17 protein-coding genes are annotated in these 22,749 nt (G+C 68.0%); 11 read left to right on the top strand and 6 right to left on the bottom strand.

Translation table 11 applies throughout. The features are described 5' to 3' along the window. Window positions 1–119: 119 nt before the first annotated feature. On the bottom strand, window positions 120–1,415 hold the full coding sequence (locus FJU11_RS08970; RefSeq protein WP_141166705.1) for a M16 family metallopeptidase: 1,296 nt from the start codon (window positions 1,413–1,415) through the stop codon (window positions 120–122). A 4-nt stretch (window positions 1,416–1,419) separates the two neighbouring features. Further along, the gene (gene thrC, locus FJU11_RS08965; RefSeq protein ID WP_141166704.1) at window positions 1,420–2,829 is read right to left on the bottom strand and encodes a threonine synthase; all 1,410 of its coding nucleotides are present in this window, start codon (window positions 2,827–2,829) and stop codon (window positions 1,420–1,422) included. 220 nt (window positions 2,830–3,049) lie between these two features. Between thrC and FJU11_RS08960 the strand changes: the two genes are divergently transcribed. Continuing rightward, window positions 3,050–3,613, top strand: a complete 564-nt coding sequence (locus FJU11_RS08960) for a hypothetical protein (protein ID WP_235890945.1) — start codon at window positions 3,050–3,052, stop codon at window positions 3,611–3,613. Window positions 3,614–3,620: 7 nt separating this feature from the next. Here the strand turns inward: FJU11_RS08960 and FJU11_RS08955 are convergent, their stop codons facing one another. Then, complete coding sequence (locus tag FJU11_RS08955) at window positions 3,621–4,310, bottom strand: HAD family hydrolase (RefSeq protein ID WP_141166703.1); 690 nt, start codon at window positions 4,308–4,310, stop codon at window positions 3,621–3,623. 115 nt (window positions 4,311–4,425) lie between these two features. On the opposite strand from FJU11_RS08955, the gene FJU11_RS08950 reads away from it, so the two are divergent. Further along, the gene (locus FJU11_RS08950) at window positions 4,426–5,352 is read left to right on the top strand and encodes an NAD-dependent epimerase/dehydratase family protein (RefSeq protein WP_141166702.1); all 927 of its coding nucleotides are present in this window, start codon (window positions 4,426–4,428) and stop codon (window positions 5,350–5,352) included. Window positions 5,353–5,385: 33 nt separating this feature from the next. Here the strand turns inward: FJU11_RS08950 and FJU11_RS08945 are convergent, their stop codons facing one another. Continuing rightward, window positions 5,386–6,342 (bottom strand): LysR family transcriptional regulator, encoded by a 957-nt coding sequence (locus FJU11_RS08945; RefSeq protein WP_141166701.1) that lies wholly within the window; start codon window positions 6,340–6,342, stop codon window positions 5,386–5,388. A 100-nt stretch (window positions 6,343–6,442) separates the two neighbouring features. On the opposite strand from FJU11_RS08945, the gene FJU11_RS08940 reads away from it, so the two are divergent. The 3 genes from FJU11_RS08940 to FJU11_RS08930 all read left to right on the top strand — a co-directional run bounded on the left by FJU11_RS08940 (window position 6,443) and on the right by FJU11_RS08930 (window position 9,477). Next, window positions 6,443–7,564 carry a TauD/TfdA family dioxygenase gene (locus FJU11_RS08940; protein WP_181408111.1) on the top strand — a complete coding sequence of 374 codons (1,122 nt, stop codon included), beginning with the start codon at window positions 6,443–6,445 and terminating at the stop codon, window positions 7,562–7,564. After that, a complete protein-coding gene (locus tag FJU11_RS08935) occupies window positions 7,564–8,145 on the top strand; it encodes an HD domain-containing protein (RefSeq protein WP_141166699.1) in 582 nt (193 codons plus the stop codon). Before FJU11_RS08940 ends, FJU11_RS08935 begins: the two co-directional genes overlap by 1 nt. A 207-nt stretch (window positions 8,146–8,352) precedes the next feature. Further along, window positions 8,353–9,477 (top strand): site-specific DNA-methyltransferase, encoded by a 1,125-nt coding sequence (locus FJU11_RS08930; protein ID WP_141166698.1) that lies wholly within the window; start codon window positions 8,353–8,355, stop codon window positions 9,475–9,477. Window positions 9,478–9,507: 30 nt separating this feature from the next. Here the strand turns inward: FJU11_RS08930 and FJU11_RS08925 are convergent, their stop codons facing one another. Both FJU11_RS08925 and mutY read right to left on the bottom strand, forming a co-directional pair. After that, entirely contained in the window at window positions 9,508–10,119 is a 612-nt protein-coding gene (locus tag FJU11_RS08925) for an HAD family hydrolase (RefSeq protein WP_141166697.1), read from the bottom strand. 9 nt (window positions 10,120–10,128) lie between these two features. Next, a complete protein-coding gene (gene mutY / locus FJU11_RS08920) occupies window positions 10,129–11,202 on the bottom strand; it encodes an A/G-specific adenine glycosylase (protein WP_141166696.1) in 1,074 nt (357 codons plus the stop codon). On the opposite strand from mutY, the gene FJU11_RS08915 reads away from it, so the two are divergent. The 6 genes from FJU11_RS08915 to FJU11_RS08890 all read left to right on the top strand — a co-directional run bounded on the left by FJU11_RS08915 (window position 11,149) and on the right by FJU11_RS08890 (window position 22,707). Then, window positions 11,149–12,555 (top strand): O-antigen ligase family protein, encoded by a 1,407-nt coding sequence (locus FJU11_RS08915; RefSeq protein ID WP_141166695.1) that lies wholly within the window; start codon window positions 11,149–11,151, stop codon window positions 12,553–12,555. The two genes, mutY and FJU11_RS08915, sit on opposite strands and share 54 nt — an antisense overlap. Further along, on the top strand, window positions 12,552–13,094 hold the full coding sequence (locus FJU11_RS08910; RefSeq protein ID WP_141166694.1) for a DUF721 domain-containing protein: 543 nt from the start codon (window positions 12,552–12,554) through the stop codon (window positions 13,092–13,094). Before FJU11_RS08915 ends, FJU11_RS08910 begins: the two co-directional genes overlap by 4 nt. A gap of 161 nt (window positions 13,095–13,255) precedes the next feature. After that, complete coding sequence (locus FJU11_RS08905) at window positions 13,256–14,002, top strand: DsbA family protein (protein ID WP_141166693.1); 747 nt, start codon at window positions 13,256–13,258, stop codon at window positions 14,000–14,002. A gap of 84 nt (window positions 14,003–14,086) precedes the next feature. Further along, window positions 14,087–17,542, top strand: a complete 3,456-nt coding sequence (gene smc, locus FJU11_RS08900) for a chromosome segregation protein SMC (RefSeq protein WP_141166692.1) — start codon at window positions 14,087–14,089, stop codon at window positions 17,540–17,542. Window positions 17,543–17,887: 345 nt separating this feature from the next. Further along, window positions 17,888–19,156: a metallophosphoesterase family protein gene (locus tag FJU11_RS08895; protein WP_141166691.1), complete on the top strand. Its 1,269-nt coding sequence runs from the start codon at window positions 17,888–17,890 to the stop codon at window positions 19,154–19,156. Beyond that, complete coding sequence (locus tag FJU11_RS08890; protein WP_181408110.1) at window positions 19,153–22,707, top strand: AAA family ATPase; 3,555 nt, start codon at window positions 19,153–19,155, stop codon at window positions 22,705–22,707. The genes FJU11_RS08895 and FJU11_RS08890 overlap by 4 nt, the downstream gene beginning before the upstream one ends. Window positions 22,708–22,749 lie beyond the last annotated feature (42 nt).

Here is a 22,749-nt window from a genome sequence, read left to right as displayed (position 1 = left end):
CGTCGTCGTTTCGGGCCCGAAGCATTTTCCAGCCAGACTGATCCAGTCTGGCGCCGCGAACAATGCGCAAAACGAAGGAATAGAGCGCCAGGCGTAATTCAATAAGGTTGCGAAGCGCGCTAGCCGGCGGCCGCGGTAGCCGTCGTTCCGGTCGAGAGCGTACCCGAGACGGCGTCGAAGTCCATCAATCCTTCGAGAGGCCCGATCGAGGCGAAGGTGGGCGTCGTGTCGAAGAAGAGCCTGCCGGCGAGATCGGTCAGCCGCCCGGGCGTAATGTTTTCGAGACGGTCCATCAGTTCATCGTTGGAGATCGGCCGGCCGTAGAGCAGCATCTGGCGCGCCACCTGGCCGGCGCGCGCCGCGGGGCTTTCCTGCGACATGAGGAGAGCGGCACGGATCTGCGCGCGCGAACGCTCGATCTCGCTCTGGTCGATGTCGCCGGTGGCCTTGCGCAACTCGTCCAGAATGACGGGAACGAGGATCGGCAGGTCCTTCGAGCCGGTGGCGGCGTGAATGCCGAAAATGCCGCTGTCTGAAAAGCCCCAGTGGAAGGCGTAGATCGAATAGCACAGCCCGCGCAGTTCGCGAACTTCCTGGAAGAGGCGGGACGACATGCCGCCGCCGAGGATGTTGGCGAGCACCTGCGAGGCGTAGAAGTCGCGCGCGTGGTAGGGCCGGCCCTCGAAGCCGATGAGGACCTGCGCGTCCATCAATTCGCGCTCGTGGCGGAAATCGCCGCCGGTATAGACGGCCGGCGTCAGGTCCGGCGTGTTGGCCGGCATCGGCGCGAGCGAGCGGAAGCGCTGCTCGACCTGCTCGACGAGATCGTCGTGGTCGACCGCACCGGCGGCGACGACGATCAGCCGATCGGCCGTGTAGTGCGTCTCGAGATACCGGCGAAGCTGTGCCGGCGTAAACGAAAGCACGGTTTCCGGCGTGCCGAGGATCGGCCGGCCGATCGTCTGGCCGCGGAAAGCGGTCTCGGCGAAATGGTCGTAGACGATGTCGTCGGGCGTATCGCTCGCCGCGCCGATTTCCTGCAGGATGACGTTCTGCTCGCGCGCGAGTTCCTCTTCGTCGAAAAGCGATTCGGTGAGGATATCGGCGAGGATGTCGACGGCGAGCGGCACGTCGTCCTTCAGGACGCGGGCGTAATAGGCGGTCGTCTCCGTCGAGGTCGAGGCGTTCATCTCGCCGCCGACGTTCTCGATCTCCTCGGCGATGCGCCGGGCGGTACGCTTGCGCGTGCCCTTGAAGGCCATGTGTTCGAGGAGGTGGGCGACGCCGTGCTCGGCCTCGCCCTCGTTGCGCGAGCCGGACCGGACCCATACGCCGATCGCGACGCTCTCGATGCCGGGCATGGTGTCGGTGACGACCGTCAGGCCGTTCGCGAGGCGGGTACTCTCTACGTTCATCGCATCATCGGGCATTCGCGTCGCCAGCGCGGGCGGTCTTGCGGATCAGCGCCTGAACCGCGTCGAGATCGTTCGCCAGGACGTCGAACTGCTCCTCCCTGTTCATCAGATCACAAAGCCATGGCGGCAGCGCGGGGTCAATGCCGCACGCCGCCTTCACGGCATCGGGGAACTTCGCCGGATGGGCCGTGGAAAGCACCACCATCGGCGTTCGGCTTGCAGGCATATCACGTGCGACCGTCAGTGCCACGGCCGTGTGCGGATCGAGGACCGCGCCGGTGCGTGTCGCGACGTCGCGGATCACGGCGTCCGCCTCGCACATGCCGGCGCGCCCGGCCGAGAAGTCGCGACGGATTTCGCGCAGCGCCGCCGGATCGATCGTGAAGGCGCCGGCCTGCGCGAGCCCGTCCATCGCCGTGCGCACGGCGGCGGGATCCTCGCCGCCGGCGCAAAACAGCAGGCGCTCGAAATTCGACGAGACCTGGATATCCATCGACGGCGAGGTGGTCGTGACGACGCCCTGTCTTTCGTAACGCCCGGACGCGAGCGCGCGGGCGAGGATGTCGTTCTCGTTGGTGGCGATGACGAGGCGTTCGATCCCGAGGCCCATGCGCTTTGCGGCGTAGCCGGCGAAGATGTCGCCGAAATTGCCGGTCGGCACGGTGAAGGAGACGGTACGTTCCGGGGCGCCGAGGGTGACGGCGGCGGTGAAGTAGTAGACGATCTGGGCCATGATGCGGGCCCAGTTGATCGAGTTGACGCCGGAAAGGCCGACCTCGCCGCGAAAGGCGCGGTCGTTGAACATCGCCTTCACGAGGCTCTGGCAGTCGTCGAAATCGCCTTTCACGGCGATCGCGTGGACGTTGTCGCGCCCATGCGTCGTCATCTGGCGACGCTGGACGGGCGAAACCTTGCCTTCGGGAAAGAGGATGTAGACGTCGGTACGGTTCGAGCCGGCGAAGGCGTCGATGGCCGCACCTCCGGTATCGCCCGACGTCGCGCCGACGATCGTCGCGCGTTCGCCGCGTTCGGCGAGCACATGATCCATCAGCCGAGCGAGGAGCTGCATCGCCACGTCCTTGAAGGCGAGCGTCGGCCCGTGGAAGAGTTCCATGAGGAACGTGTTCGCACCCGACTGGGCGAGCGGTGCGATCGCCGGGTGACGGAACGTGGCGTAGGCCTCGCGAATCATCGCGCGCAGCGTTTCCGGGTCGATCGTGTCGCCGACGAAGGGGGCGATCACGCGTTCGGCGATCGTCTCGTAGGAGGCGCCGCGCATCTCACGGATGTCGTCGGGCGAAAATTGCGGCCAGCTTTCGGGTACGTAGAGCCCGCCGTCCGGCGCGAGACCCGCGAGGATCACATCGTCGAAGCCGGCTTTCGGCGCTTCGCCGCGGGTGGATACGTAATGCACGTCGCTGAACTCCCGGTAGGGCGCGGGATCGAATCGGACCCGGTTCGTGTTCGACGTTCGCACCGGGCAATCGATTTTTCGCGCGGGCGCTGGTATAGACCACGCGAAAGGGTCGGGAAAGGCCCGGCTTCCACCGCCGGACGGAGGGTCCGGCCAGATGCAACCGGTCGAGCGGCCGGGATCTCTCGGAACGGGATCCGCCGGAATGGGATGTGCTGGAATGGGGTATGCTGGAATGCAGTCCAATACGGTGAGGATCGCCGCGGCGCTGTCGGTGCTGACGGTCGTGGCAGGCTGTTCGACCTTCGGTGGGTCCGCGGGCACGAACACGGTGGCCTCGGCGGGCGACACGGGCGGCCAGGCGATCGTGCGCGGCACCTGCCCGAAGGTCGAATTGCGCGAGGGGACGTCCTCCTACCGCACCTACAAGGGCGGTGCGAAGAAGGGGCCGGACTCGGCGGTCGTCCGCCAGGCTTCGATCGACCAGGCCTCGCGCGAGTGCCGCGTGAACGGCAATCAGGTGACGATGAAGGTCGGTGCCGCCGGCCGCGTGATCGCCGGTCCCGCAGGCGGTTCGGGCCCGGTGACGATGCCGATCCGCGTGGCGGTCATCGGCGACAACGGCAACGTGCTCTATTCCAAGCTGACGCAGTACAAGACGACGGTGCCGACGAGTTCCGCCAAACAGTTCCTGTTCACGCACGACGTGCCGCTGACGCTCGCCGAGACGACGTCCGCGCAGGTCTTCGTCGGCTTCGACACGGGCCCCTACGATACGCCGTAGGGCCGGCTCACACCGGCTCCGACCACGCGGAAAGGGCTTCGACCGTCGGCGGCAGGTCGCGCATGCGGTTGATGACCGTTTCGGCGCCTGCCTCCGTCAGCACGTCGGCATGCGAGGGCCAGGTGTGGGCGCCGCCGGTAAAGCCGACCACGCGCATGCCCGCCGCCCGCGCGGCCTGCACCCCGTGCGCCGAATCCTCGACCACGACGGTCGCCGCGGCGTCCTTGTCCATTTGCCGCGCGGCATGGAGGTAGACGTCCGGCGCAGGCTTGGGCTCGACGCCTTCGAGGTCCTTGGCCGAAAAGATGTCCGGCTCGAAGACGGGCAGCAGCCGGGTGCGCTTGAGCATCGCCTCGATGCGGTGCTGGGCCGAGTTCGAGCAGATGCAGCGCGGCAGGTCGATGCGCGCGATCGCCTGGCCGACGCCTTCGATCGCACGGACCTCGCGGGCGAGCTTTTCGTCGAGGATGCGCTCGGAATCCTTGAGGAGCGTGGCGGGAAGGGGATGGTCCGCCTCCTTCTCAATGGCGAGCAGCACGTCCTTCCACGTCATGCCGGCGTAGCGCTGCATCACGGTCTCCGCCTCGATCGGGTGTCCGGCATCGGTCAGAAGCTTGGCCTCGACCTTTGCGGCGATGATCTCGGAATCCACGAGCACGCCGTCGCAATCGAAGATGATGAGGTCGAATCCGGCCATGATGGTTCGGGCCCCTTGTTGCATCGAAAGGCCGAACGCCTACAGGATCGGCGCCGGCGAGACAACGCCGCAGGGGTGGTTCGCACCCGGAAGAGCGTAAACGCAAGGAGCAGCGATGATCGTCGTCACGGGTGCCAGCGGTTTCGTCGGCCGCCATCTCGTCGCAAGGTTGGGGGCGGAGCACCGTTCCGTGCGGGCGGTTTCGCGTTCGGGTGGGGGGCTGGCGACGCGCGCCGATCTCGAACGGGCCGCCGACTGGCCGGCCGTGCTCGAAGGCGCGCAGGCGCTCGTCCACCTCGCCGCCCACAACCCGCCGCCGGGTGCTTTCCGTGCGCGGCGCGACGCGGCCGCGTTCCGGCGCGTCAACGTGGAGGCGAGCGCGCGCCTTGCCGCCCGGGCCGCCGCCGCGGGGGTTAAGCGCATCGTCTTTACAAGCTCCATCCGCGCCTATGCGACGGGCGGCATCGGCCGGTTCGCCGAAAGCGATCCGTTGCGCGCGGCGGATCCCTACGGCGCTTCGAAGGCCGAGGCCGAAGCGGCCATCGCTGCGGCACTCGAAGGCTCCGGCACCCGGCTCACTGTCTTGAGGCCGCCAATGATCTACGGTGTCGAGCGCACGGGTCTGCTCGGGCTTCTCGCGCGGGCCGTGCGCACCGGCGTGCCCGTTCCGGTCGTGAGAGAGCCCGCCGAGCGAAGCGTGCTCGCGGTCGGAAACATGGTCGATGCCGTCCTCGCCTGCCTCGACGACGAAAGTCCGAGCGACCGGGTCTTCAACGTCGCCGACGGGCGCGCGACGAGCGTGCGTGCGCTTGCCGAACTGATCGGCAAGGCGCAGGGACGCGCTCCCCGATTCGCCGTCGTGCCGTCCGCGCTCGCCGTGGCGAGCCGTTCCATACCCGGCGCGGGCGCGCTCGCCGCGCGGCTTCTCCAACCGAGCGCGGTGCAGATCGACCGCATCCGCGAAACGCTCGGCTGGACGCCGCCGTCGACCACGGCAGAGGCGGTGCGAGTGACGTTCGGCGATGAAGCCGGGGGGCGGTAGGGGCGACGAAGGCTTATCAAGCTTCCGTCCGTGTCAGCCCGAGACCGCGAGGCCGCAGCGTGCGAGTACGCGGTCGCTGTCGTTTCGGGCGGCATCGCGGATCCACAGGGCGACGGCACGGCCGCGCGTGTCGGACGGCGTGGCGACGTGCAGCCAATAGCCCCAGTCGCGACGGAAGAAGACCGGGCCGGCGGTCACCAGCCGTTCGGCGTCGAGCATCGGCTCGACGATGCCGCGCCAGCAAAGCGCGATGCCCTTGCCTTCGGCTGCGGCCTGCTCGATCAGCGGATAGTTGTTGTAGAAGAGCCGTGGCGTCGCATGGAAATCGCCGACGCCGTTGGCAGCGAACCAGGCCGGCCAGTTGCACCAGCGCGGATCCTCCTCGTCGAGATGGAGGAGCGGGAGGTCTGCGAGGCGGCGAGCCGGCGTCGCGGTGCCGGAAAGCGCGTGACGGGTCGCGAAGTCCGGGCTGCAGACCGGCTGGGCAACCTCGTGCATGAGGAAATAGGCGCTCGCGGCCGGCCCCGTCATCTCGCCGAAGCGCACGTCGAGGTCCGGCTTGCGCTGGCCCGCGGCATGCGGCGCGTCCTCCGCACGCGCGACGATGTCGATCTGCGGAAAGGCGGTCTCGAGCCGTGGCAGGAGGGGTGCGAGCCACAGATGGGTGAACCCGAAAGGCGCCGAGATGACGAGCGGCGCCCTCGCGCGGACCGTACCCTTCGCCGTTTCGCTGGCCGCCGCGATCGCCTCCAGCGCCTCGGCGATCTCGCTCGCGTAGCGCCGCGCGGCGTCGCTCGCCTTCAGCGAACGGCCGGCACGATGGAAGAGCGTCGTGCCGAGCGCTTCCTCGAGCGTCCGCAGGCGCTGCGAGACGGCCGGCTGGCTCGTGCCGAGTTCGCGCGCCGCGGCTGTCACGGTACCCGTGCGCATCACCGCTTCGAAGGCGACGAGCGCGTTCAGCGGCGGCAGACGTTTGTTCAGTGTTTTCATAAGCCAAGCTTATATGCTGCATAAGCCGTTGTCAGCTTTTTCGTACGCAGCATCGGCGTCATTTTCGTCCTCGACCGCAATCGATCGACCGAGGACGACGATGATTTCCGCGAACGATTTCGAACTTGCCGACGCGACCGTGACGGTCGCGACCGCCAACGGCCGGCAGGTGCTTCCCGCCCTCTGGCTGCGCGAACGCACGCTGGACGAGGCGGCACGCGACGCCACCACCGGACAGCGCTTCTTCAACCCGCACGAATTGCCGGCGGATCTTTCCCTGACGGACGTCGCGGCGAAGGCCGACGGGTTTACGGCGACGTTCAGCGACGGCTTCACGAGCGATTTCCGCTTCGCCGACCTCGCGCTCGGCATCGACGGCGACGCGAGCCCCGTCGAACGGCGTTCCTGGCTCGCCGAAGAGGGGCCGGGCGAGATCCACGACTGGCAGCGCCTCGAAGCGTCCGCCGCCGAGACGCGCCGGTGTCTCGGCCAGTTTCTCGAGCGCGGCTTCGTGATCCTGCGGAACACGCCGACCGAGCGCAATTCGATCCTTTCGGTCGCGCGTCATTTCGGCTTCGTGCGCGAGACGAATTTCGGCTCGTATTTCGAGGTCTATTCGCGACCGGTCTCCAACGATCTGGCCTATCGCCCGGTGCCGCTCGCCCCGCACACCGACAATCCTTATCGTGATCCGGTTCCCGGCATCCAGCTCCTGCACTGCCTCGTCAACGAGACGACGGGCGGGCAGTCGACGCTGGTCGACAGCCTTTCGGTTTGCGAACGGATGCGAAAGGAGGATCCGGACGGCTACCGGCTGCTGACCGAGATCCCCGTCGGCTTCCGCTTCCGCGATCCCGACACGCATCTTTACGATCGCCATCCGATGATCGAGACCGATCACGACGGTTGCCCGACGGGCATCCACTACAGCCCGCGCCTTGACGAGACGCCGCTGCTCGATGCGGAAACGATGGTCGCCTTCCATCGCGCGCGCCAGCGCCTCGGCCAGCTTCTCGGCGACGCCCGCTTCGAGCTGCGCTTCACGCTGAAGCCCGGCGAACTGATGATGTTCGACAACAACCGCGTCCTGCACGGTAGAACGGGCTACGACCCGAGCGAGGGTATGCGCCATCTGCAGGGATGCTATATCGACCGCGATGCGCCGGAGAGCCTCTATCGCATGCTGTCCGCCACGAAAACCGAACGAACGGAGGCCGCCTGATGGAAACCGTCAGCTTTACCCGCATGGAAAACGGCACCACCGAGGACTACGCGCTTCTCGACCGGCTCGAGCGCAAGCATGTAGCCGAACTGCCCGATCGCATCATGGATCACCTGCGCGCGCTCGAACACTCGCTCGAGGGGTACAAGGTTTCGCGGCTCGAGCACTCGTTGCAGGCGGCGACCCGTGCCGAGGAAGACGGCGCCGACAAGGAACTGGTCGCGGCCGCACTGATCCACGATCTCGGCGACGATCTCTCGCCCTACAACCACGCCCAGCTCGCCGCCAGCATCATCCGGCCTTACGTGCGCGAAGAGGTGACCTGGGCGGTCGAGATGCACGGTCTGTTCCAGATGCAGTTCTATGGCGACAAGATCGGCGAGCCGACGGACATGCACGAGAGCCACAAGGACAATCCGTACTACGAGACGTGCATGCGCTTTTGCCGCGATTGGGACCAGGCGGCCTTCGATCCGGACTACCCGTCGAAGCCGCTGGAGCATTTCGAGCCGCTGCTGCGCGAGATCTTCACGCGGCCGGCCTTCGATCCGGCGATCCTGAAGGAGCGTGCTGCCGCCTGACGCGGTGCCCCGCATGCCGTTGATTTCGCTTTCGGCCTGCCCCGGTTTCGTGCGGGGGCGGGCCGAAACGTGTCGGGCGGAAGGGCAGGCGACGTTCGTTTTCGTGGCACGATCGTGGCGGAAGCGTTCCCGCCTTCAGGGAATGGTAACCACCATGGGTAACCATGGGTCGAGATTTTTGTTCTGCGTATCTCGCCCGAGGTTTTCATGTCCCGCATCGCGTCGCCTGCCGAGCTCTCCCCGGAACGCGAAACCGTGGACACCATCATCCGCGGCGATTGCGTCGCGGCGCTGGAGGCGCTGCCGGACCGGTCCGTCGACGTCGTCTTCGCCGATCCGCCCTACAATCTGCAACTGAGCGGCGGCCTGCAGCGGCCCGACCAGTCGCATGTCGACGCCGTCGACGACGAATGGGACCGCTTCGCCTCGTTCGAGGCTTACGACGCCTTCACCCGCGCGTGGCTGCTCGCCTGCCGGCGCGTGCTCAAGCCGACGGGAACGATCTGGGTGATCGGCTCCTACCACAACATCTTCCGCGTCGGCGCGACGCTGCAGGATCTCGGCTTCTGGATCCTCAACGACGTGGTGTGGCGCAAGACCAATCCGATGCCGAACTTTCGCGGCCGTCGCTTCCAGAACGCGCACGAGACGATGATCTGGGCGACGCGCGACCGCGATGCGCGCGGCTACACCTTCAACTACGAAGCGTTGAAGGCGGGCAACGACGACGTGCAGATGCGCTCGGACTGGCTTTTCCCGATCTGCACGGGCGGGGAGCGGCTGAAGGACGAGAACGGCCGCAAGGTGCATTCGACGCAAAAGCCCGAAGCCCTGCTCGCCCGCGTGCTCATGGCGTCTTCCAAGCCGGGCGACCTCGTGCTCGACCCCTTCTTCGGATCGGGCACGACGGGCGCCGTCGCCAAGCGGCTCGGCCGGCATTACGTCGGCATCGAACGCGAACAGGCCTATGTCGATGCGGCCGCCGCACGCATCGCCGCCGTCGAGCCGCTCGGCAAGGCGGAACTGCAGGTGATGCCCGGCAAGCGGAGCGCACCGCGCGTCGCCTTTACGGTTCTTCTGGAATCCGGACTGGTCGCGCCCGGCACCGTTCTCCACGATGCGCGGGAGCGCTATGCCGCAGTCGTGCGCGCCGACGGGACGCTCGTCGCCAACGGCGAAGCGGGCTCGATCCACAAGACCGGCGCGCGTGTACAGGGTCTCGACGCCTGCAACGGCTGGACGTTCTGGCACTTTCGCACACCCGAAGGCCGGCTTGCGCCGATCGACGAACTGCGCGAGGTCGTGCGACGCGAGATGGCGAAAGCCGGCTGACCGCGAGCGGCGTCGACCTTCGCAGATCGCCTACAGCAGGCCGTTTTCCACGAGATCGCGGTGCAGCGTCCCGGAATCGGTGAAGTGCACGGCCTGCCACCCGGCCTCGCGCGCACCCCTTACGTTGGGCATGCTGTCGTCGATGAACAGCGTTGCGGCGGGATCGAGGCCGAAGGCTTCGGCATGACGGTCGTAGATTGCGCGATCGGGCTTGATGAGCCCGACCTCGGCGGAAACGGTCACGCCGCGCGACTCGTTCAGGAACGCGAAACGCTGCTGCGCCTCGCGGAACGTGTCCGAGGCGAAGTTCGTCAGCATGGTCACGTCGTGACCGGCGGCAAGAAGCGCGCGAAGCTCGACGACCGAACCGTCATAGGCGTGCGGCACCATCTCGTGCCAGTGCTTGCGGAACGCGCGGATCTCGTCCGTATGGTCGGGATGGCGGGCGATCGCTTCGGCCTCCGCGTCCGCCCAGGCGCGCCCGCGATCCTGTTCGAGGTTCCATTCGTGCGTGCACACGTTCTCGAAGAAGAAGCGGCGTGCCTCGTCGTCGGGAATGATGCGCGAGAACGGAATATCCGGGTCGTAGTGAATGAGGACCTTGCCGATGTCGAAGACGACGTGGCGGACGGGTTCGGGCATGGATGGCACCTATCGGCGGAAGGTATCGGGGAAGGCGGCGGCGATCGCCTTCTTCATCACGGTCGGCAGGGCCTCGTCGCCGACGCGCTCGGGCGGGGACCACCATCCTTCGGCGGTTTCCGGTCGCCGCACGAGTTCAGCGCCGAATATGTCGAGGCGTAACGAAAAGTGCGTGAAGACGTGCTCGATCGTTCCGGACCGGTGCCAGGCCGCCTCGAAGGGGGCTGCCGCAACCGTCGTGTCGCCATCGAGACGCGAGGTCCAGCCGGTCGTCGGCACCTGCGCCATGCCGGCAAGCAGGCCCTTGTCGGGACGCCGCGTAAGGTAGACGGCACCCGTCCCGTCGATGGCGACGAAGGCCGCGCCGCGCCGCGCCGGCTTTTCCTTCTTCGGCGCCTTTCGGGGCAGGGTCTCGGGGTCCATCGTGGCGAGCGCCGCGCAATCCGCGTTGAGCGGGCAGATGGCGCATGCCGGCCGCCGCGGCGTGCAGATGGTGGCGCCAAGGTCCATCATGGCCTGCGCGAAATCCCCTGGACGCGCGTCGGGCGTCAGTTCGGCCACGCGCTCGCCGATTTCCGGTTTCGCCCGCGGCAGCGGCGTCTCGATTGCAAAGAGGCGCGTCGTCACGCGTTCGACATTGCCGTCGACGACCGGTTCCGGCCGGTCGAACGCGATCGCGGCGATCGCCGCCGCGGTATAGGCGCCGATGCCGGGCAGGGCGCGCAGCCCCGCCGCCGTGTCGGGAAAGATGCCGCCATGGGCAACCGCGATGGTCTCCGCGCACCGCTTCAGGTTGCGGGCGCGCGAATAGTAGCCGAGCCCGGCCCAGGCGCCGAGAACCTCCGTTTCGTCCGCCGAGGCGAGGTCGCCGACCCGCGGCCACCTCTGGACAAAGGCCGCGAAGTAAGGTTTCACGGCACGTACGCTCGTCTGTTGAAGCATGATCTCCGACAGCCAGACGCGGTAGGGGTCCGGCATGATGCCGGCACGGCGGTCGCGCGGCGCGACGCGCCATGGAAGGTCTCGGTGATGACGGTCGTACCACGCGACAAGGCGATCAGCGGGAGTAAGGGTTCCGGGCATCACGACGTCGAAGCCGTCGAAGTCCGGGAGGTGACGGCTACGACCGCGGGAGGCGAACCGAAGACGCCGCGCCGGCGCATGCGGCTGCCGACGATCGCCGAGAACAACCGCATATTCGTCCAGCTTTTGGCTGCACTGCCGGCGGCGGGCGGCTCGACGATTTCGGTGATGCTCGTCATCAGCGACGTATGGGCGCTCATCTCGCTCGGCATGGGCCGGTTTCGCATGCGCTACGCGCCGACCGACCGCTGGGTCGTGGTTCCGGCGGTGTTGTATACGGTGGTCATGCTGGCGTCGATAGCCGGCCATGCCGAAAGCCTGGCCGGGCTCGGGCCGGCGACGAAGCCGCTGATGTACCTCTCGCCGCTGCTCGTCATACCGCGGCTGCGCGCGGCGGCGAAGGTGGACTACTTCATGCTTTTCGTGCGCGCGGCACCCCTATGCGGGCTCCTCGCGCTGCCGATCATGGGCGTTCAGTACTTCACGGGCGCCTCGCGCATCGCCGCGGGAGCGGGCAACGCCTTTCCCTTCGCCATGATCTGCGTCTTCGTCGGTTTCGTCGGCCTTCTCAACCTGCGCGGTGCCAGCGTGCGCATGGCGGCCTACGCCGTGGCCGGGTTCTTCGCCTGCAGCCTCGGTCTGGCGCTTTCCGGCACGCGCACCGTGTGGCCGGTCTTCTTCGTCAATCTCGTCTTCGCCATCTGGTTCCTCGTCTCCTCGCGCAGCGGACGTCTTCGCAAGCGGTTGGTCGTGTGTTCGGGCGTCCTCCTCGCCGTCTTCGTGATCTTCGGCTACGCGCACGAGCGCGACCGCATATCGATGCTCGTCAACGACGTGCATGCCGTGTTCCAGGGCACCGTGCCGGAGGACTCCCTCTCGATCCGCATGGCGCTGTGGAGCGCGGGCGCGCAGGCGTTTTCCGAACGGCCGGTCTTCGGCTTCGGCGCCAACCATCGCCACGACATCATCGACCGGGTGCGCATTCCCGTGAAAACGCCGGCCGGCGAGCCCCAGCGCTACGCGAAGACGCGCGTCACCCATTTTCACAACGGCTTCCTGACCGCCGGTATCGACGCGGGCATCCTCGGCGTCATCGTCACGGCGATGCTGCTCTTCTCGCCGCTTGCGATCGCCTTCGCCGCCCCGCGCGACGAACGCTTCCGCATGCGCATCACCTTTGCGCTGTTCCTGTTCTTCACCTACGCGATCACCGGTTCCTTCAACATCATGTTCGGCCAGGACTTGATCGACGCGCTCTTCGTCTCCGGTCTTCTGATGCTGGCGACGAGCATCGCCACCGGTCCCGCCGCGCCGATCCCGCCCGGCGAGCGCACGAGCGCGAACGCGCCATGAACCAGCATCGTCAGCGTGCCGGAAGCGGGCGTCGCGGCGGCGTGCGGCAGATCAGCGAGATCGCCAACGCGATGATCGACCCGGTGCTCGCCAAGCGCGCCGGCATCAACACCGTGCTTCTCGGCGCGTGGGATGAGATCGCCGGCGCCGATTTCGCCGATTGCACGCGGCCCGAACGCATCCGGTGGGACCGGCGCCGCCGCGAGATCGATCCCGGCGAGGGCGGCGGCGAACCTGGCGTGCTGACGGTCGCCTGCGAGAGTGCCCGCGCGCTCTACCTCGCCCATGCCACGGACGATCTGATCCGGCGGGTGAACGTCTTTTTCGGCTTTCCGGCGATCGATCGGGTCCGCATCGTCCAGAAGCCCGTTTCGGCCGCACCCGGCGCCGCGCTTCGCCGCGCTCGGGTGCGCCCCCTCGCCGAAAGGGAAAAGGTGCGTCTCGACGCCATGCTGGAAGGCGTGGAGGACGATGGGCTGAGGGCTTCGCTGGAGCGTCTCGGCCGCGGCGTGATCGGCGAGCGCGGCACCGGCGACTGACACCCTGCGAATGGCGGCAGAGATGACGCCCTGCGAACGGCACCTTCGAACGGCAGGTGCGAATAACACCGATGTGAGGCTGCGACCACCTGCCGGCCTTGTTCTCGGCCGGCACGCGGGCTATCCGTGAACGACTTCGATCGGCAAGGAAAAAACGAACGATGCCAAAGTCCACCCGCTTCCTCGCGCGTACCGCCACCGGCCTCTTCGCCGCGCTCTTCGGCCTGACGACGTTTGCCGGAGCCGCCTTCGCCGCCGGCACCGACCACACGCCTTCCGGCGTCGACCCGATCGTCACCGCCGCGACCGAGGATGCCGGGCAGGCGCCGAAGCCCGCCGGCAACGTCGACATGGACAAGGTCGTCTCGACCCATACGCTCGATGACCGGGTGATGGGGTCCAAGGACGCGCCGATCACGATGGTCGAGTATTTCTCGATGACGTGCCCGCACTGCCGCGACTTCGAGAACAAGACCCTCGACGGCATCAAGAAGAAATACATCGACACCGGCAAGGTGAAGTATATCGGCCGGCTGTTCCCGCTCTTCTCGCCGAAGCAGGACCCGCGCGGTGCCGCGGCCAGCGCGTTGGCGCGCTGCGTGCCGGCGGACCAGTACTACCCGATGATTTCCGTGCTCTACGAGCAGTGGGACCAGTGGGCGCTGCCTTCGGCCAAGGAGCCCAAGCAGACGCTGATGCGTATTTCCAAGCTCGCCGGACTTTCTGAGGACAAGTTTCGCGATTGCTTGACGAACCAGAAGCTCGTCAGCGATATATTCGACGAACGCAACAACGCGGCGCAGGAATTCGATGTCTCCGCGACGCCGACCTTCTTCATCGACGGCAAGAAGTACGAAGGGTTCATGACCGTTGATCAGATGTCGTCGATCCTCGACAAGGCCAAGTAAGGGTTCCGACATTCCCGTACGAACGGCCGGGCGCGTGCGTCCGGCCGTTTGCGTTCGTGGCGCGTCGCCTCCGGAGTGGCGGCGATGAAGTTCACGAAGCTGCGCCTTCTCGGCTTCAAGTCCTTCGTCGACGCGACCGATTTCCAGATCGAGCGCGGGTTGACCGGCGTCGTCGGGCCGAACGGCTGCGGCAAGTCGAACCTCGTCGAGGCGATGCGCTGGGTGATGGGGGAGAACTCCTACAAGAACATGCGCGCGTCCGGCATGGACGACGTCATCTTCAACGGATCGGGCAACCGGGCGAAGCGCAACACGGCCGAGGTCGGCCTCTTCCTCGACAATTCCACGCGCAATGCGCCGGCCGCCTTCAACGATGCCGACGAGATCCAGGTCACCCGCCGCATCGAACGCGAGGCGGGTTCGGTCTACCGCATCAACGGCCGCGAGGCGCGCGCACGGGACGTGCAGCTTCTCTTCGCCGACGCGGCGACGGGCGCCCGCTCGCCCTCGATGGTCGGTCAGGGCCGCATCGGCGAACTGATCCAGGCGAAGCCTTCCGCGCGGCGCCAGCTTCTGGAGGAGGCCGCCGGCATTTCCGGCCTGCACAGCCGGCGCCACGAGGCGGAACTCCGCCTGAAGGCGGCCGAGGGCAATCTTTCGCGCCTCGACGACGTCACGGGCGAACTGGAAAGCCAGATCGACAGCCTGAAGCGACAGGCGCGTCAGGCCAACCGCTTCAAAGCACTGTCGGCGGAGATCCGCAAGGCGGACGCGACGCTGCTTCACGTGCGCTGGCACGAGGCGACGACGGCGACCGCGCAGGCCGAGACCGCCCTGACGCAGGCGACGGGAAGCGTCGCCGAGGCCGCGCAGCGCCAGATCGCGGCGGCGAAGGAACAGGCGATCGCCGCGCGCGAGGTGCCCGAAAGACGCGAGCGGGACGCCGAAGCGGCCGCCGCCCTGCAGCGCCTGACGATCGCCCGCCAGCATCTCGACGAGGAGACGGAGCGGCTCGCCGCGCGCAAGGCCGAATGCGAACGGCGACTAAAACATACGGGCGAGGACGTCGCGCGCGAGGAACGCCTCGTCGCCGACAATGGCGAAGCCCTTGCCAAGCTCGACGACGAAGAGCGGCATCTGCAACGCAGGCTCGAAGGCGCGGACGAACGGCTCGCCGAGGCGAAGCGCGCCTACGATGCGGCCGGCGAACGGGTGAGCGAAAGCGAGCGAGGACACGCTGCGTTGACGGCAGAACGCGCCGAGGCGGCGGCCAATCGCAGCCGCCATGCCGAAACGCTGCGTGAGCGCGAGGGGCGTCTCGCGAAGCTTCGCGCGCGTCACGACGAGGCGAGCGGCGAGCGCGATGCGCTTTCCGGCAAGATGGAAAGCCTGCCGGATCCCGGGGAAAAGCAGCGTGCCGTCGAAGCGGGCGAAAGCGAACTTGCGGCTGCCGAAACGCGCGTCGGCGATGCGGATGCCGCGCTCGAGGCCGCACGCACGGAGGAGGCCGCCCGGCGCAGTCCGCTCGAGCAGGCGCGCACCGCGCAGAAGGAAATCGAGACCGAGGCGCGCACGATCACCCGCATGCTGAATGCCGGCGGGAGCCATGCGAACGGTCCGCCGGTGGTCGATCGCATCCGGGTGGAGCCGGGTTTCGAGGCTGCGCTCGGTGCCGCCCTCGGCGACGATCTCGACCTGCCGGCGGACGAACGTGCGCCGGCGCACTGGCGCGATCTCGGTGTCGCCGATGGCGATCCGAACTTGCCGGAGGGGGTCCGGGCGCTTGCCGAATGCGTCGAGGCGCCGCCGGAACTCGCCCGCCGGCTGGCGCAGGTCGGCGTCGTCGAGGATGGCGCCGGGATGCAGGCGGCGTTGAAGACGGGGCAATGCCTCGTTTCGCGCGCCGGTGCGCTCTGGCGGTGGGACGGCTACGTTGCCGGAGCCCACGCGAAGACGGCCGCCGCCCTGCGGCTCGAACAGAAGAACCGGCTCGCCGATCTCGAACGGGCGGGCGAGCAGGCTGTCGGCGCGGTAAACCGGGCCGAAGGCGAACTGGCCGAAGCGCAACGTGCCGCGACGGCAGCCGAGGAGGAGCGCCGGAACGCGCGCGAGCGGATGCGGCAGGCGAGCGCGGCGCTCGCCACGGCACGCGAAGCTTATGCCGCGGCCGAACGCGCCGCCGGAGAGATCGCCAGCCGCCGTGCCGTCGTCGACGAGGCGCTGGCGCAGCTTTCCGGCCAGATCGCGGATGCCGAGGCCGAGCGCATCGCGGCGGGGAAAGCGCTCGATGCCTGTCCCGAAATCGGCACGCTCGACGAACGCCTGGCCGCGGCGAGCAGGCACCTCGCCGAAGAGCGAAGCGCGCTTTCCGAAGCGCGGGCTGCGCGCGACGGGCAGGAGCGCGAGATCGCCGGTCGGCGCAACCGCCTGCAGGCGATCGCTCGCGAACGCACGACCTGGCGCGATCGGGCCGCCGGGGCCGAAAAGCATATCGCCTCGCTGCGCGCCCGAGAAAAGGAGGCGCGCGAGGAACTGGCGGCGATGGAAGACGCGCCGGCCGAAATCGACGCCCGCCGCCGGCGTCTCCTTCGCGAGATCGAGGAAGCGGAGAAGGCCCGCAAGCAGGCGGCGGATACGCTGGCGACCGTGGAAGAGCGCCAGCGCGCCGGCGACAAAGCGGCGAGCGAGGCACTGGCGGCCCTTTCGAGCGCACGGGAGGAACGCGGGCGGATCGAGGAGCGGCTCCTCGGTGCGCGCGACCGCCGCGCGCAAGCCGAGACGCGCATCCGCGAGGTGCTGAACTGCGCCCCCCACGAAGCCATCCGGCAGGCCGGCCTCGATCCCGACGCCGCCCTTCCCGATCCCGCACGCATCGAGCGCGACCTCGAACGTCTCAAGCTCGATCGCGAACGGCTCGGCGCGGTGAACCTGCGCGCGGAAGAGGAGCAGGCGGAGCTTGCCGAACGTCTTTCCGGCATCGTCGCCGAGCGCGAGGACGTGATCGCCGCGACCCGCAAGCTGCGCGGCGCGATCCAGGAATTGAACCGCGAGGGCCGCGAGCGCCTCCTTTCGGCCTTCACGGTGGTCGATCGCGAGTTCCGCCGGCTCTTCGAGCACCTCTTCGGCGGTGGCACCGCCGAGCTGCAGCTCGTCGAATCCGACGATCCGCTGGAGGCCGGGCTCGAAATCCTCGCGCGGCCGCCCGGCAAGAAGCCGCAGACGATGACCCTGCTTTCGGGCGGCGAGCAGGCGCTGACGGCGATGGCGCTGATCTTCGCGGTCTTCCTGACGAACCCGGCGCCGATCTGCGTGCTCGACGAGGTGGACGCGCCGCTCGACGACTACAATGTTGAGCGCTACTGCAATTTGATGGACGAAATGGCCCGCTCCACCGAGACGCGTTTCGTCATCATCACCCACAACCCGATCACCATGGCGCGCATGAACCGCCTCTTCGGCGTGACCATGGCCGAGCAGGGCGTCTCCCAGCTCGTTTCCGTCGACCTGCAGGCAGCGGAGGAAATGCGCGAGGCGAGTTGAAGGCTTCCGGTGCGAGCGGCTTCATCGACCCGCCTAACCGCAGTCCCGTCCCAAAACGACGAGGAAGCTGTGGATGGCGGGCACGCGCGCTTCGCCGGCCTCGCGCTTCGACTGCACGGATGATTAGAGTCTTTCAGGTTTATACGGAAGCGCTCTGTTCGATCGTGCCAGTTTCCCACGCGAAGGCGATCGCAGCGCGATGTGGTTCATCGGGCAAGATCGCCGACAGTGAGGCGGAAAAGCAAACGAGCCAGTGACTCGTTTGCCCGCCGAACGGGAGAGCGGCACGGTCGAACCCTTCGCAGAGCGTTTCCGTATAAACCTGAAAGGCTCTAGATTCACCGGATGAGCGTGCGTCTCCTGCACAGTGCCGATCTGCATCTCGACGCGCCCCTGCGCGCGCTGGCGATGCGCGATCCCGAACTTCGCGAACGGGTGGCGACAGCCTCGCGCGGCGCGCTGGAGCGGCTCGTGCGCCACTGCATCGACCATGACGTGAAGGCGCTGCTTCTGGCCGGCGACACGTTCGACCGGACGGTGCAGAGCGTGAACACGCTCGCCCATTTCGCACGCCAGATGGAACGGCTCGACGAAGCGGGCGTCGCCGTCTTCATGATCTACGGCAACCACGACCACGCCAACCCGGCGACCGGTCGATTGCCGCTGCCGGCAAACGTCACGATCTTCGGGCCGGAAGGCGGGAGCGCCGAGATCAAGGGGCTGGGTGCGCAAGGGCCGATCCACGTCCACGGCCTGAGCTACGAGGGGCGCGACGCGCCGGGCTCGCTCGTCGGCCGTTATCCCGCGCCGGCGAGAAGCGCACTCAATATCGGCCTTCTTCATACGTCGCTCGCCGGTTCGGCCGCGCACGATCCATACGCGCCGTGCACGCCGGAAGAACTCGTCGCGCACGGCTACGACTACTGGGCGCTCGGCCACATCCACGGACGCACGATCCATGCGCGTGGGCCGTGGGTCGTCATGCCCGGTGCGCCGCAGGGCCGGCACATCAACGAAACCGGCATGAAATCGGTAAGCGAGATCGTCATTCGTGACGGCGCGATCGACGAGGTCAATGCGGTGCCGACGGCTGAAGTGGTCTTCGAGACGGTGGAGGTCGCGATCGGCGCGGACGACGTCGTGGATTTCGCACGGCTCGCGCGTCGGGCGGTCGAGGCGTGCGGGGAGGCGGCGCTGCACCTGGACCAGGTGCTGGTCGTGCGCATTCGTGTCACCGGCGAGGCGGCGACGCTGCGCGCGCTGCGCCACCACGAGGAACTGTGGCGCGAGCGCATCCACGAAGGGGTGCGCGAACTCGAATGGGCATGGGTCGAAGGGCTGGAATTCGTGACGACGGCACGCGCGTCCGGCCCGATGGACGAAGGCCCCGTCGGCGAGATCGTCGGGGCGATGCGCGCGGCGGCACCGCGGGAAGCGACGCACCATCGCCTGCGCGCGATCCTGGAGGAGAGCCTCGATCTGCTTGCCCCTTCGGAACGCCGTGCGCTGGTGCCCGACGAGGCGGCGCTCGACGCCATGGTGGAGGCGATGGCGCACGAGGCGATCGAAGCGGTTTCCGCCACGCTTGCCGGCACGCCGGAGGCGGAGGGATGAGGCTGCGCCGGCTGCATCTCACGCGCTTCGGCCATTTTACGGACCACGTCGTGGATTTCGGTGAGAAACCGCCCGAAGGCGAGCCGGATTTCCACGTGGTCTACGGCCTCAACGAGGCGGGCAAGACGACCTTTCTCAATGCCGTGCTGCGACTTCTCTTCCGCTTTCCACGCCAGGACGTGGAAACCTACGCCTTCCTGCATGGGTCCGATCTCGAGATCGGCGCGGAAATCGAGGATCTGCCGGGCCGGCCCAATACGGTCGTACGGCGCATCAAGGCGGGCAACGCGCTTCTCGACGCCCATGGCGAACGCCTGCCGGACGACTTCTTCGCCGGCGCGCTGGCCGGTCTGGACGAGGCGGAGTACCGGACGATCTTCTCGCTCGACCGGCACAGCGTGATCGAGGGGGCGGACGACATCCGCCGCGCCGGCGGCGAGGCCGGTCGGCTGCTTTTCGCGGCCCATGCCGGACTTTCGCACCTTTCCTCCTCGCTCGACGCGGAGGACGAGGCGGCGCGTGCGCTTTTCCTGCCGGGCGGTAAGAACCAGCGCGTGCCGCAGATCAAGCGCGCGCTGAAGACGGTCGAGGGGCAGATCCGCGCCGCGGAGGTGACGCCGCGCGACTACGACCGGCTGAAGCGCGAGCACGACGAGGCCGCCTCCGCCCGCAAGGCCTGCGAAGACGAGCTGCGCCGGCTCGAAGCGGATGACCGCGAGACGCGCCGACGCATCGAGATCCGCGATCTCGGCCGGACGATCGTCGCGCTTTCGACGCGGCTCGAACGCGATTTCGCGGGGTATCCGGACTGGCCGGAAGAGCCGGACGCACCGCTGCTTTCGACGCTCGCCGGCAAGGTGGCCGCCGCCGACAGCGCGATCGCCGGAAGGCATGAAGAGATCGAGCGTGCGGGGGCCGAACGCGCGGGTCTCCTGCTCGACGAGCCGGTGGTCGAACACGCCGAACGGATCGCCGCGCTCGAACCCTTGCGCAGCACCGCCGAAGGTACGGTGAACCATTACCAGCGCCGCTTCGAACGTGAGCGAGAACTCGAAGCCGACATGGCGCGCCGGCTTGCGACGATCGTGTCTCAGCCGGATGGCCGGCTCGACGACCGTCTGGTGCTGACCGGCGAGGATATCGAAAGCCTTCGCGCGGCGCAGGGACAGCTTGGCGAGGCGGAAACGCGTCTGACCACCGCACAGGAGGAGGAAGGGCTCGCGACTGCGCGCCTCGATCGGCTGGGCGAAGAGCGTTCGCGGGACCCGACCCTCGCCGAACTGGAGGAGGCGACGGTCGATCGGCTGCGTCTGCTCGGGCTTGCGGACATCGCAGCCGCCGCGGAGCGGGCCGAAACGGCGATCGCGCATCGGCGGGCGGCGGCCGAGGAAGCGCTTGCCGGGCTCGCGCTCGCCGGCCGTGCGGTGACGATGGTGCCGGAGACCGACTGGACGCCGTCAGCGGTACGCGCGGCGGCGGAGCGCCATGCCGAATGCATCGGTGAGCAGCGCAACGCCGAGACGGCCTTGCGCGAGATCGATGCTGCGATCGTCGAGCGCGAGCACGCGCTTGCGACGCTCGAAGCGGGAATCGGTCACGAGGCCGTCGACGCCGAGGCGAGCGGGACGCGGCGCGACGTGGCATGGCGGCACCATCGCGAAACGCTCGATGCGACGAGCGCCGATGCCTTTGCCGAAGAGATGAGGCGGCACGACGGGGTCGAGGCCGTGCGTTTCGAACGGGCCGCCGATCTGGGTTCGGTGAAGGCGATGCGCCGCGACCTCGAGGAAAGGCGCGAATTGAGGAAGGCCGCGGCCGAGCGGGCGGAGAGCGCGCTTGCGAACGTCGAGCGCGCGCAAACGGACCATCTCGAAACGCTCGAAGGGCTCGGCCTTCCTGCCGGGACGCGACGCGAGGACCTCGTCTCGTGGTTGCAGCAGGCAGAGACCGCACGGCGCGAGGAGCTGCGCCTTTTCCATGAGCGTGAAGCGCAGGCTGCGCTTCTCGATCGGCGGGAGGAAGCCGGGGAGGAGGTTCGCCGGCTGATGCCGGATCTTCAGGGCCTGCCGGATGCCCGGACGCTCGCCGTCGCGGCCGAACGGCTGGAAGCGCACGGCCGGGCGACGGAACGCCGCCGGGATGCCGAGCGGGCCCTCGAAGAGGCAGGCCGCGAACGGGACCGGCGCGCGAACGAACGCGAAAGCGCGGCGGCGGAGCTCGCCGATGCACAGGCGCTCTGGACGGAAACGATGCGGCGCCGCCTTCCCGAAGACCATGGCATCGCCGATCCCCGTGCCGCGCTCGGCGTCCTTGCCGAGATCTCTCGCAAGGGGCAGGACTGGCGCGAGGTCGGCCACCGCGTGCGGGAGATGCACCGCGACGGGCACGCCTTCGTCGAGGCGCTGCAGCGACTCGCCGGCCGCCTTTCGTTTCCCACCGCCCCCTTCGACGAGCCGACCGGGGATGACGGGCCGCAGGCCTTCGTCGGCCGGGTGCAGGCAGCGCTCGACGTGGAACGGACGCTGCGGCAACGCCTGGCCGATGCGCACCATGCGCAAAAGCGCGACGCGGAGCTCGTGAAGACCATCGCGTCGCTTCGCGATCAGATCGGGAAGACGGAGACCGAACGCGCCGAGGCCGCCGCGACGATCGAACGCCTTCGCGAGCGCTTTCCCGAGACGATCGCGACGGAAGGCATGGCCGAACTCGAAAGGGTCGTTTCGACGGCGCGCGAGGCGACGGCGCTGCGCACCGAAAAGGCCGGCAAGGAACGCGCACTGCACGAAAAGCTCGCAGGCGAGGAGAGCGCTCCGCTCGACGTCGCGGCGACGTTCTTCGAGATGGATCTCGAAGGCGCGCTGGCCCGGCTCGAAGGCGAGATCGCCGAGACCCGCGAGCGCCGCAACGCAGCCTCGGAAGCCTTCGGCGCCGCCCGGCGCAATCTCGAATCCGTCAGTGGCGACGATACCGTCGCGAAGCTCGAGGCCGAGCGGGCGGCCCTTTCGAGCGACCTGACGGAAACCGTTCTCGACTATGCCCGCAGGCGCATGGGACTTTCCCTCGCGCGCAACGCCATCGACGCCTATCGCCGCGAAAACCGCAGCGAGATGATGCGTGTGGCGGGCGAAGCCTTCGCACGGCTTACCCGCGGACGCTACGTCGACCTGACCTCGCGCGCGCGTGACGGCAAGGATGTGCTCGTCGCCCGCCGCGTGGAGGACGATGCCGTGCGTCGCGCGGAGGAAATGTCCGAGGGCACCCGCATGCAGCTTTATTTCGCGCTGAGGATTGCCGCCTACCGCGCCCGCGTGGCAAGCCTGCCGGCCTGCCCGTTTCTTGCCGACGACATCTTCGAGAGCTTCGACGACTACCGCACCGAAGCCGCCTGCGGTGAAATGCGCACGCTCGGCCTTTCCGGCCAGTCGATCTACCTCACGCACCACGCCGATGTCGGCGTCAAGGCGCTTGCGGCAAGCGGGGGACGCGACGTCGTGCGCTTCCTTCCCGGCGTGCCGGAAGCCGATCGCGAGCGCCTGCGCCCGACGGGTTGACGGCGGCGATCTCCGCTTTTCCCATCACAGGAGCGTCAGCGG

The sequence above is a fragment of the Pararhizobium mangrovi genome, from assembly GCF_006516965.1.
Classification (GTDB): Bacteria; Pseudomonadota; Alphaproteobacteria; order Rhizobiales; family Rhizobiaceae; genus Pararhizobium_B; species Pararhizobium_B mangrovi.
This window is presented reverse-complemented; position numbering and strand designations above follow the sequence as displayed.

What these genes read in the sequence shown, in the direction of transcription:
- FJU11_RS08970 (WP_141166705.1), bottom strand. Translation starts at nt 1,415, where the DNA reads ATGAACGTAGAGAGTACCCGCCTCGCGAACGGCCTGACGGTCGTCACC.
- FJU11_RS08960 (WP_235890945.1), top strand. Translation starts at nt 3,050, where the DNA reads ATGGGGTATGCTGGAATGCAGTCCAATACGGTGAGGATCGCCGCGGCG.
- FJU11_RS08955 (WP_141166703.1), bottom strand. Translation starts at nt 4,310, where the DNA reads ATGGCCGGATTCGACCTCATCATCTTCGATTGCGACGGCGTGCTCGTG.
- FJU11_RS08950 (WP_141166702.1), top strand. Translation starts at nt 4,426, where the DNA reads ATGATCGTCGTCACGGGTGCCAGCGGTTTCGTCGGCCGCCATCTCGTC.
- FJU11_RS08945 (WP_141166701.1), bottom strand. Translation starts at nt 6,342, where the DNA reads ATGAAAACACTGAACAAACGTCTGCCGCCGCTGAACGCGCTCGTCGCC.
- FJU11_RS08940 (WP_181408111.1), top strand. Translation starts at nt 6,443, where the DNA reads ATGATTTCCGCGAACGATTTCGAACTTGCCGACGCGACCGTGACGGTC.
- FJU11_RS08935 (WP_141166699.1), top strand. Translation starts at nt 7,564, where the DNA reads ATGGAAACCGTCAGCTTTACCCGCATGGAAAACGGCACCACCGAGGAC.
- FJU11_RS08930 (WP_141166698.1), top strand. Translation starts at nt 8,353, where the DNA reads ATGTCCCGCATCGCGTCGCCTGCCGAGCTCTCCCCGGAACGCGAAACC.
- FJU11_RS08925 (WP_141166697.1), bottom strand. Translation starts at nt 10,119, where the DNA reads ATGCCCGAACCCGTCCGCCACGTCGTCTTCGACATCGGCAAGGTCCTC.
- FJU11_RS08915 (WP_141166695.1), top strand. Translation starts at nt 11,149, where the DNA reads ATGACGGTCGTACCACGCGACAAGGCGATCAGCGGGAGTAAGGGTTCC.
- mutY (WP_141166696.1), bottom strand. Translation starts at nt 11,202, where the DNA reads ATGCCCGGAACCCTTACTCCCGCTGATCGCCTTGTCGCGTGGTACGAC.
- FJU11_RS08910 (WP_141166694.1), top strand. Translation starts at nt 12,552, where the DNA reads ATGAACCAGCATCGTCAGCGTGCCGGAAGCGGGCGTCGCGGCGGCGTG.
- FJU11_RS08905 (WP_141166693.1), top strand. Translation starts at nt 13,256, where the DNA reads ATGCCAAAGTCCACCCGCTTCCTCGCGCGTACCGCCACCGGCCTCTTC.
- smc (WP_141166692.1), top strand. Translation starts at nt 14,087, where the DNA reads ATGAAGTTCACGAAGCTGCGCCTTCTCGGCTTCAAGTCCTTCGTCGAC.
- FJU11_RS08895 (WP_141166691.1), top strand. Translation starts at nt 17,888, where the DNA reads ATGAGCGTGCGTCTCCTGCACAGTGCCGATCTGCATCTCGACGCGCCC.
- FJU11_RS08890 (WP_181408110.1), top strand. Translation starts at nt 19,153, where the DNA reads ATGAGGCTGCGCCGGCTGCATCTCACGCGCTTCGGCCATTTTACGGAC.